Source organism: Bradyrhizobium sp., assembly GCF_049512235.1.
Taxonomy (GTDB): domain Bacteria; phylum Pseudomonadota; class Alphaproteobacteria; order Rhizobiales; family Xanthobacteraceae; genus Bradyrhizobium.
On record NZ_JBEKXH010000261.1, the window covers coordinates 1 to 9,317 of the forward strand.

The 9,317-nt window shown below is 63.9% G+C and carries 14 protein-coding genes; 5 read left to right on the top strand and 9 right to left on the bottom strand.

Annotated elements, in window-relative coordinates:
* The 7 genes from ABSG20_RS22065 to ABSG20_RS22095 form a co-directional block, all read right to left on the bottom strand.
* A partial coding sequence (locus tag ABSG20_RS22065) for a hypothetical protein (protein ID WP_423866633.1) occupies positions 1-455 on the bottom strand: 455 nt, incomplete at its 3' end.
* Positions 456-672: 217 nt separating this feature from the next.
* Entirely contained in the window at positions 673-1,032 is a 360-nt protein-coding gene (locus ABSG20_RS22070) for a type II toxin-antitoxin system RelE/ParE family toxin (protein WP_423866634.1), read from the bottom strand.
* Between the two features lie 5 nt (positions 1,033-1,037).
* Positions 1,038-1,319 carry a type II toxin-antitoxin system ParD family antitoxin gene (locus ABSG20_RS22075; RefSeq protein ID WP_423866635.1) on the bottom strand — a complete coding sequence of 94 codons (282 nt, stop codon included), beginning with the start codon at positions 1,317-1,319 and terminating at the stop codon, positions 1,038-1,040.
* Positions 1,320-1,464: 145 nt separating this feature from the next.
* The gene (locus ABSG20_RS22080) at positions 1,465-1,839 is read right to left on the bottom strand and encodes a hypothetical protein (protein WP_423866636.1); all 375 of its coding nucleotides are present in this window, start codon (positions 1,837-1,839) and stop codon (positions 1,465-1,467) included.
* Between the two features lie 439 nt (positions 1,840-2,278).
* Positions 2,279-3,013 carry a di-trans,poly-cis-decaprenylcistransferase gene (locus tag ABSG20_RS22085; protein ID WP_423866637.1) on the bottom strand — a complete coding sequence of 245 codons (735 nt, stop codon included), beginning with the start codon at positions 3,011-3,013 and terminating at the stop codon, positions 2,279-2,281.
* A gap of 39 nt (positions 3,014-3,052) precedes the next feature.
* Positions 3,053-3,433, bottom strand: a complete 381-nt coding sequence (locus ABSG20_RS22090; RefSeq protein WP_423866638.1) for a transcriptional regulator — start codon at positions 3,431-3,433, stop codon at positions 3,053-3,055.
* On the bottom strand, positions 3,420-4,037 hold the full coding sequence (locus ABSG20_RS22095) for a hypothetical protein (RefSeq protein WP_423866639.1): 618 nt from the start codon (positions 4,035-4,037) through the stop codon (positions 3,420-3,422). Before ABSG20_RS22095 ends, ABSG20_RS22090 begins: the two co-directional genes overlap by 14 nt.
* A 269-nt stretch (positions 4,038-4,306) precedes the next feature.
* On the opposite strand from ABSG20_RS22095, the gene ABSG20_RS22100 reads away from it, so the two are divergent.
* The 3 genes from ABSG20_RS22100 to ABSG20_RS22110 all read left to right on the top strand — a co-directional run bounded on the left by ABSG20_RS22100 (position 4,307) and on the right by ABSG20_RS22110 (position 5,379).
* Positions 4,307-4,666, top strand: a complete 360-nt coding sequence (locus ABSG20_RS22100; protein ID WP_423866640.1) for a hypothetical protein — start codon at positions 4,307-4,309, stop codon at positions 4,664-4,666.
* Positions 4,667-4,817: 151 nt separating this feature from the next.
* On the top strand, positions 4,818-5,072 hold the full coding sequence (locus tag ABSG20_RS22105; RefSeq protein WP_423866641.1) for a heme oxygenase-like domain-containing protein: 255 nt from the start codon (positions 4,818-4,820) through the stop codon (positions 5,070-5,072).
* Between the two features lie 91 nt (positions 5,073-5,163).
* A complete protein-coding gene (locus ABSG20_RS22110; protein WP_423866642.1) occupies positions 5,164-5,379 on the top strand; it encodes a hypothetical protein in 216 nt (71 codons plus the stop codon).
* Positions 5,380-5,433: 54 nt separating this feature from the next.
* Here the strand turns inward: ABSG20_RS22110 and ABSG20_RS22115 are convergent, their stop codons facing one another.
* Positions 5,434-6,459 (bottom strand): polysaccharide deacetylase family protein, encoded by a 1,026-nt coding sequence (locus ABSG20_RS22115; protein WP_423866643.1) that lies wholly within the window; start codon positions 6,457-6,459, stop codon positions 5,434-5,436.
* A 220-nt stretch (positions 6,460-6,679) separates the two neighbouring features.
* Between ABSG20_RS22115 and ABSG20_RS22120 the strand changes: the two genes are divergently transcribed.
* Together ABSG20_RS22120 and ABSG20_RS22125 are read left to right on the top strand one after the other, a co-directional pair.
* Positions 6,680-6,955 carry a hypothetical protein gene (locus ABSG20_RS22120; protein ID WP_423866644.1) on the top strand — a complete coding sequence of 92 codons (276 nt, stop codon included), beginning with the start codon at positions 6,680-6,682 and terminating at the stop codon, positions 6,953-6,955.
* A 187-nt stretch (positions 6,956-7,142) separates the two neighbouring features.
* The gene (locus ABSG20_RS22125) at positions 7,143-7,355 is read left to right on the top strand and encodes a hypothetical protein (RefSeq protein WP_423866645.1); all 213 of its coding nucleotides are present in this window, start codon (positions 7,143-7,145) and stop codon (positions 7,353-7,355) included.
* 164 nt (positions 7,356-7,519) lie between these two features.
* Here the strand turns inward: ABSG20_RS22125 and ABSG20_RS22130 are convergent, their stop codons facing one another.
* Positions 7,520-9,205 (bottom strand): MFS transporter, encoded by a 1,686-nt coding sequence (locus ABSG20_RS22130; protein ID WP_423866646.1) that lies wholly within the window; start codon positions 9,203-9,205, stop codon positions 7,520-7,522.
* Positions 9,206-9,317: the final 112 nt, after the last annotated feature.

Sequence of the window (9,317 nt, forward strand, 5' to 3'; positions counted from 1 at the left end):
CGCCGCCGTAATTCTTCGGTGTCGATGCGATATTCCCAATAATCGATCAACGCAGCGCGGTTGAGCTCAATGAACTGCTGCACTCTCCCGAGCAGCGCGGAGGGGATAACGCTCCCCGCCTTCACAGCCCCATCGGAAATCGCGATGGACGCAGTTTCTCCGCTCGGATCGATACCATTTGGCGGATCAATGGCCAGTTTGATCCGTGCCGCGTGTTGCGTGCTGCCCTTGGGCGAAATGAATATCGTGTTCTCAACGCCGGTCACAGTCCTGCGGTAAGAAAGCATTTCTTCAAGCAACTCCTCCTCTGCCAAAGCATCCGCCAATGCCGCGGCGGCGCGATAATCAAAATCCGGTACGACAATATGATAGCCCGAACGCACCGCACGCAGAAAAGCGGCGGGATCGGCGACTACCTCGGCGGCGGACGATGGAATATTTGCGGTCATCTTCATCGGCAATACCGTGGCGCCCCAGACAAACCGAAGCAAGCCCCCATGTTCGCCACCCCAGGAGTCCCAAAGCGCACCAGTGGGGGCCCAAAACAGCCCGAGGAACCTTCTGGAAAAATGGTACCATTGGGCATGCAGACGGGGGAGAGCTTTTAAACATGGCGGCGCCGAGAAGGGCGTCAGCGCTGATTCAGCGCTTGATCCGGGCGCGCGAGGCCACTCAATCTTCGGAGGCCTCGCTGATGTGGCGACTTGGCTCCATACGTTCGTGCAATACGCGGACGATCTCGACCAGGCCCGGCCGGATTGCGCGGTAGTAGAGAATGTGGGCCGGCCTCATCACCTTTGGCGCCGAGTCGTCCGCACGGGCGTGGCGGATGTGAAAACTGCGAACGCCGCGCAGAAACTCGCTGCGATCCCGCGTCGCGACTCCGTCCGGATCACTCGCCACCTGGCGCATGGCCGTTGCGATCACCGCGGCATAACGGCGCCTGCCCTCAGTTCCCCACCGTTCGGCGCTGGTGGCAAGAATACGCACAGGGTCTGCTCTCGCGAGCCGCGATATACGAAATCGCGCCATCGGGATCAGCGCGCGTCCGTGCCCGACCCGACCGCCAGGGATTCCAGGTAGCCCTCCAGATCGACGGCATCGACTTCCGTGAATTCTCCTCTTTCGAGTGCGTCCACTCCGGCCTTGATCTGCACGCGCAACGCTTTGAGCTTCAACGCGTCTTCGCGTCGCCGCTGTTGCAGTGCCCGGAGCGCGTCGCGAACGGCTTCGCTTGCATTCTGATACTCGCCCGCCTCGACCACGCTTTCGACAAAGGCGTCCTGCTCTGGCGTCAGACTGATATTCCGAGTCGGCATATCCGAATTCTCCCTAGATCCGGGCAGAACGTACCACCTATGGCAAAGTTTGCCAATGTCGGGCCGACAAATCCCGCCGTGGAGATATCCACGATCGTGATCCCTGATGAAAACAAGCCGGGTCGCCCGCCGGCTTTCCGCCGGTTTATTTGATCGCGCCGGTCTGGTGCGCGGCGTCAGGTGCAAAGCAGCCGCTGCAGATGATCAGCGACTTCGCAAGCCTCTGGTCCGCCTCGACATCGATCGCGTCGTGCAGGGCCCACCATTCCGGCGAGTTTGTTGGCAGCAAGGCCAGCTGCGCCGCGCGATCGGCCGGCGATGACGCGGTTGCGGCGGATGCCCGTGCCGGGGTCGTTGCCGCGATGTTCCCGGCGGAAAGGCCCGGCCGGGCATGGACGGGAGCAGGCCTGTCCGAAGCGGTGCCGGTGAGCGTCTCGCCGCGGGCGCTTGCAATCCCGGCGCCGGCGCCAAGGGCCAGCGTGAGCGGAATCAGGAGGTGCCACCTTGTCATGATCGTCATGATCGGACCCTTTGCGGGCGGCGACGACTGGCGCAACCCCGGGGGCAGGGTCGCTCGCTAGGGTAAATTATCGATTAATTCGGCGATGCCTCGGGCAAGTCAGCCGGGCATCCATCGTGCGCCGGCTTGCGGCATGTTGCGGGTGCGCGACTACAGGATCGCGAAATCATGCATCGCTTTCAGCGCGACACAAAAGATCATGCCCCAGAGGGCGAAGTTGATTTCGAGCGCTACGCGCATGGCAATCCCCCCGCGTCGCTCGCCGTATTCTTGGGTCAACGGTCGAGCTCAAGCGAGCGATAATTCACTCCCGCAAAACTTTAAAGCGAATTCTTTGGGCAATCATGAGATGTCCACTGCGGCCACCGAAGCGCTGCCACTATTGGTTGAATTAAACGCACGCGGACCATCTGAGGAGGCTCGCGCAGGTTGTATGCGCCTACACACTCATCTCCATCTCGCCGACCATCTCCTGCAGCTCCGGCTGCAATCCGCCAAAGCGCCGCTCGCGCCGGTGGAATGAGGCCAGCGCTTCCGCGAGATCCTCCGCCTGAAATTCCGGCCACATCCGCTGGGTGAAATGCAGTTCGGCATAGGCGCTCTCCCACAGCATGAAATCCGACAGCCGCTGCTCGCCGCTGGTGCGGATGACAAGGTCGACGTCGCGCAGAAAGGGCTCGCCGGTAACCAGCCTGGAAAAACCCTCGCGGGTGAGATCGCCCATGCCGGCGGCGAGCGCCGCGGCCTTGAGGATGGCGTCGCGCGCCGAGTAATCGACCGCGATCCGCAGGTGCAGCACAGCGCCGTCGGCGGTCGATTGCTCGGCGCGGCCGATCGCGTCGGCAATGCCCGCAGGCAGCCGGTCGCGGCGTCCGATCACGGTGAGACGGACGCCATTCTTGACCAGGCTTTCGACCTCGCTGGCCAGGTAAAACCGCAACAGCGCCATCAGCGCCGAGACTTCCGCTTTCGGCCGGCGCCAGTTGTCGCTCGAGAAAGCGTACAGCGTCAGCGTCCCCACGCCCTGCTTCGGCGCGGCTTCGACGATACGCCGGATGGCTTCGACGCCGGCCTCGTGGCCGCGCAGCCGCGACAGCCGCCGCCGCGTCGCCCAGCGTCCATTGCCGTCCATGATAATGCCGACGTGAAGTTTCGAAGAGAGATCGCTTTGCACAACAAAGTTTCCTTGCAAAAAAAGTTCGGGAGGATCGGATCAGGCGCGAAGGATGTGGAGCGGGCTGGCCGAGGCGTCTTGCGCGCCGGCGGCTTTCGCCGCGTCGCGCACCAGCCGCTCGAGCACGGCGAGATAATCGAGGAAGCGGCGGCGTCCGGTCTTGGTCAGACGGCAGGTGGTGTGCGGCCGGTTGCCTTCATAGCCTTTTGTCACCTCAACCAGGCCGGCCTCCTGCAGCACCTGGAGATGACGGCTGAGGTTGCCGTCGGTCAGCCCGCAGAGCTGCTTGAGGTCGGCGAACGCCAGCCCCTTCGGATGCGCCATCAGCGAGGTCAGCAATCCCAGCCTCGCCTTCTCGTGCATGACCCGGTCAAGACCGTCATAGGAGAATGGCGCGTGACTTACTTCATTCTTCGACATCGGTTTCTCCGGATGCAAAATGCAGGATGGCGGCCATCAGAAACTGCCCGATCGCGAACGGCAGCCCCATGGTCCAGGGTGACAAAGCATGGCTCTGGCTGGCGAGGATCAAGGTCCCGAAACCGGCGACGAAGTACCAGCCGCCGGCGAAGGCCACGCTGCGCGGCAACGAGCGCACCGAGGCGAATACCCCGAGGCTGACCAGCACCTGCCAAAGGCCGGGGAGCATCCACAGCGCCTCGGCGGCGAACTTCCACAGCATCACCGCCAGCACCAGGCCGGCAATGCCGGCGGGAAGGAATTGCTCGACGGCCTGATGGATCATGGCGTCGGCCAGTCCCGAATGATGCCGCTGCGAGCGCGCCTGCATCTCGGTCCAGATCAAGGCCAAGGACACCACAGCGGTCGCGGCCCAGCCGGCGAAAAAGCTCAGCGGGTAATCCGAGGGATCGTCGAGCCACCAGAATTCGAGCAACGCCGTGGCCAGCGCCAGGACCCCGGTGGCCGCGACAGTCGCCGGACCATAGCCGCGAAAGGCAGTGCCGGCGGCAATCTGGCTGCGAATGGCGAAAATGTCGGCGAGCGCCTTGTCGAGATCGCGCATCGGATGCCCCAAACTTTGTGATACAAAGTATACGCGATTGCAAAGTAATCACAAGCCCCGCGGCAGCGGCCGCGCATCGCTTAGTCGGCGAAAACAGCGCGTGAAAATACGGCGGAAGTTCGAGCCGGCATCCACAATGTCTCGCATTCAGCAGGGCTGGCCCTCGAACGCCAGCGTGATCCGCCTCACATAACCTTGCGGCCTATTCGCCTAGTCTGCCTCCAACGTCAGACCGCAACCACCAACCGCCAGCCAACAGGGGGCATCACATGCGTAAGTTCGTCCTGATCGCAGCATTCGTTCTGCTATCCGCCACCGCGCAGGCAGGCGTAACCCGGGGCCTGACTTTGGCATCGAGCGACGATCCAGCGACCGCCGCGCAGCAGTCCAAGGTTCCCGACCAGGCCGTCGTGGCGCCGAAAACCTCCGACGCCCAGCAGCCCGCGGAAACGCCGGCCTTTGTCGCCAGGCCCGCCGCGGTCGATATATCGGCGCAAGCGCCACAGCCGGATCAGGCCAGGCCTGAGAAACACGCCGCGACCGTCAGGGCCGAAAGGTCAAGGCGCAAGCACGAGACCACCGAAGCCCGCGTGATCTACGAACTGCACCGCCACGGCATCTATTGGTAAGTTGTAGCGCCATTAAACTGCAGCCGGCTCGATCCAGCCATGCCGCCGGATCGGGCCGTCGGAGAATTTTTACGCCCCTTTGTGAAGCGGTTCACATCGGCATGCCGGCACGGGTTTATTTTGCGGTGCTATCCTGCTCCGAGAGGCATCCGTGGCGTCACCTGGCAACCAGAACCGAGGAGATCGCGGCAGCACTTGGCTGGCGCTCGTCCGTACCCTGATCATCCAGATCGTGGTTTTGCTGGCGCTGGCGGCCGCGATCTCCCACTATCTGGACTGGTCGTCCGATGCCAACTGGGCCGAATTCATCGCGGCAGGCCAGACGTCGGGGCTCGCTCCGTCACATCCGCGATCCCAGCCGGTGCAGCCGGCCAAAGGCCAGGCGCCCTGCCGTCGCGGCGATTGAGCGCAAGGTCGAAGGTTTGCGACGCCTGTCTTTCCAGTGACGCATTGATCTGGTTCAATGCGATCTGGCTTAGACCGGGCATGCTGCTCACATGAAAATATCAGACTTTACCTGCCGCTCCTGTGGTTCGTCCTATGAAGTTGCCGAGTCGATCTCGGCGCCGGGCCGCCCGGGTCGGGCCGAATGCAGCGTCTGCGGCGCGCTGCTGGAATCCTGGCAACAACCCAGGATGAAAGCCTATCGGCTGGTGCTTGCGCCGGAATTCAAATACCCGCGGGTTGCGGCGCCTCCGCCGCCGCGCCTTTAGCTCGGGCCCCTGAACGAGGCCGCGCTAACCGACCGCCAATCGGAAACCCCGCTTCTACTGGGAAACGGTCTGCACCACGCTGCCGAGCGGACGCGTGCTCGCGGTCGGCACTTTCAGGTCCTTGATCAGTGCCTCGTCGACTTCGGGCAAGGTCTGGAACGGCGTCTTGGTTTTCATCTGCACGATCTTGTAGCCGCCGGCCTTCAGCCGGCGCAGCAATGTCGGCAGGGCTTCCGCGGTGTGGCGCTGGAAATCGTGCATCAGGACGATGCCCTTGCCCTGTTTGTCGAGCTTGCTCATGACGGTGTTGATGACTTGGGTGGCGTCCTTGGCCTTGAAGTCGAAGGAATCGAGGTCGCAGGAGAAGATCGCGACGTTGCGCGTCCCCAGATAGGTCATCGCCGCCGGATTGTTCTGCAGTTCCGGAAAGCGGAAGAACGGCGACGGCGCAAAGCCCAAGGCCAGCTTGACGGCGCTGAATCCCTTTTCGATTTCGTCCCTGGCCTGCTCCTCGGTCATTTTCTTGGCATTGAGGTTGGCATGCGACCAGGTATGGGCGCCGATCGTGTGTCCGGCCGCGGCGACCTGCCGGAGAATCTCCGGATGATAGGTCGTGTGCTTGCCGATCGGGAAGAATATCGCCTTGGTGCACTCATCCTCCAGCGCCTTGAGCACCGCCGGGGTGTTATAGGGCCACGGACCGTCGTCGAAGGTCAGCACCACTTCCTTGTCGGTCAGGAAGTCGAACTGCTTGAAATGCTCGAAACCGAACCCCGGTCCGCCCGTGGTATCGATTTCCACCACGCGGCTGACGCCGAGTGCGTCCGGATTGGCGCAGGCCGCCTTGGGCGGCGCGGAAGCCAGGGTTTTGGCCGCGATCGCGGCGGTGACCTCGACATCCTCATGCGCGGCGGGTTTGGAGGGAGCGCCTGCTGCTGCAAGCCGCTCGGCGAGCGGGGCGCGGATGGCATCGGGGGCCGCGGCCAGATCGACCCGCGCCGAAGCCATCCAAAACCAGACGGCTCCGATCGCAACCGCCGACACGACGCTCGCCAGTATCAAACCTAACGCATTACGCATGGTTTACTCTTCCTCAAAAGCACGCACCGTCTTTCGCTAAGCCATTAATGAGAAATAGTCGTTAACGTCGTCCCAACGCCGCGCGGTTCCCTCCGGCTAAATGGATTCGTCAGCCGGGGCGGCGGAGTGATGGACATCACAGTCGGCTCCAGGCGGCTGGGGCAAGCTCAGTCCCATCCGAAACGAGCCGGTGCCGAGCCCGGGACAACAGGAGCCGACCATGACCGCATCTTTCTTGAGGACCATTTGCCAAGCCGGTTTGGTGCTGGCTTGCGCCGCTTCCTTCTCGCTGCTGTCGTCGCGCGCGAGCTTTGCCTTCAGCGCCGAGGCGCAGCAAATGTGCACGAGCGACGCCTTTCGCCTGTGCAGCTCGGAAATCCCCGATATTCCCAGGATCACCGCCTGCATGTTCAAGCACAGGGCAGATCTGAGCACGGGCTGCCGGACTGTGATGGACCGGGATCTGGCCAAGCAGCCCACGGTCGCGGCGAAGTGATCCGACGGTCTTTCACCGTCGTAGGTGCCCGGGACAAGCCAGGACAAGCCCGGGCATGACGGCGGTGGATAACCGGGACGCGCCCGGGCCTGACGAATTCCCTACCTGCAGCCATTGCCAAATGCATTGCGGCCCCGGTTTGAGCGCATTAGAACGCAGCTAGCTCATCACCGGCAGGCGCGACATCATGGCCAGAATTCTCTTCATCATTGCGCTTGTTCTGATGACCTCGCGGGCGGCGGCGCAGCAGCAGGGCCATGACGCCTGCGCCCGCGATGTTGCCCGTCATTGCCGCGCCGTCATGGGCGAAGGCGATCAGGCCGTGCTGGCCTGCCTGAAGGAGCACCGCGCCCGGCTGAGCAAGCCTTGCGAGAAAGTACTGACCGAACACGGGCAGTAGCGGGTTTTGTCATTCCGGAGCGTGCGTGAGTTTTTTGTCATTCCGGGGCGCGAGTGAAACGAGCGAACCTCAGATGTGCAATCGCACATCGGGGAAGTTCGAGATGAGTACTTCTGGATTTCGGGTTCGCGCTGGCGCGCGCCCCGGAATGACATTCGTCCAAACTACGTGCTCCCGCCCGCGGCCGTCGCCACCGGGAGTACCTCGCTGGCGGTGCGGTCCGGGGAGTCTTCCTTCCAGCGCACCGAACCGAACGGCCGTTCCAGCATGCGGCGGACGCGCACCGGATCCGGCCCGAGATGGAAACCTATCGCGCGCAGATGCAGCGCGCGTTCCGACTGGGTCGCGCGGTTGCGCTGGCGCAGGTAATCGAACCAGGTCGGGCAATGATAACGCTCGGTCCAGAGTTCGGGATCGGCGATGTCGCGCGCGATCGACCAGCCATAGGCGCCATTGCGCTGGCGGCTGAGCTGCACTTCCTGCATCACGCCGTGGAAGCCGCGGGCATTGTCGGGGGCGACGCGATATTCGATCTCGACCACCAGCGGCCCGCTGCGGCCGGTCAGCTGTAGCCGCACCTCAGGGTCGGCCAAATCCTCCGCGTCTTCATTGCGGGCGCCGACCCGCGGCATCCGCAGCCACAATCCGAGCAGCGGCGAGGCGAACATCAGCGCGGCGGAAACCAGCAGCGCGGTTTCGACGCCGGCCAGGTCGGTCAGCCGTCCCCAGCCCCAGCTCCCGATCGCGATGCCGCCGGCAATCGAGGCCTGGAAGGCGGCGAGCGCGCGGCCTGCGACCCATCGCGGCGCCGACAGCTGCACGCCGATGTTGAACAAGGCCACCGCCAGCATCCACACCGCGCCGGCCACGACCAGCGCCGCCGCGGTCAATACCGGTTCGCGGCTCAGCGCGACCGCGGCGATGGAGCCCCCCATCGACAGCGCGCAGGCGCGCACGGCCGCCTCGCCGCTCAGGCGCTTGCGCATTTCGGTGATGTTGAGCGCCCCGATCACCGCGCCCATGCCGAAGGCCCCGAGCATGATGCCGTAGGTTTGCGCGCCGCCATGCAGCAGGTCGCGCGCCACCAGCGGCATCAGCGCCGACACCGACCCGCCGATCACGCCGGTGGTAAGCGTCCGCGCCAGCACGATGCGGATCGAGGGCGAGTTGGCGATATAGCGAACCCCCGAGACGATGGCCCGGCTGAGACGCTCGCGCGGCAGCCGCGAGGGCTCGCTCTCGCGCCGCCACAGAAACAGCACGATCAGAAGCGGGATATAGAGCACGGCATTGGCGGCGAAGGCGGCGACCGCGCCGGCGGTGGCGACCACGATGCCGCCGATGGCGGGACCGAAACTGCGCGCGATGTTGTAGCTGATGCCGTTTAGTGCCACCGCGGAGGGCAGGATTTCCGTCGGCACCTGCTCGCTGACCGAGGATTGCCAGGCCGGTCCGAACAGCGCCATGCCGCTGCCGACGATGAAGCAGAAAGTCAGCAGGATCTCCGGGGTAACGAGATGGAGCCAGGCCAGGACCGACAGCGAGGTCGCGCCCGAAAGCGCTATTCCAAGCGAGACCAGCGCCACGATGCGGCGGTCATACATGTCGGCGATGGCGCCGGCCGGCATCGAGATCAGCATGATCGGCAGCATCAGGGCGGTCTGCACCAGCGCGACCTTGTCGGCGGAAGTGGTCATCTGCGTCATCGCCCAGGCGGCGCCGACGCCCTGGATCAACAGCCCGAGATTGGAGAGCAGGCTGGCGAGCCAGATGCGCCGGAACACCGGAAGCCGCAATGGGGCGGCGACGCTGTCGGCGGCAAAAAAGGCGCGTTTCGGCGGTGCTGTCATGGAGCGTTCCGAATACGCCGGTCATCGCCGGCGTCTGATTCCCTGTCGATTTCTTGTGATGCCTGCGAAAGTCGTTCTCTGTCCAGTGCGGAAAATCCGCCATCGATCGTCA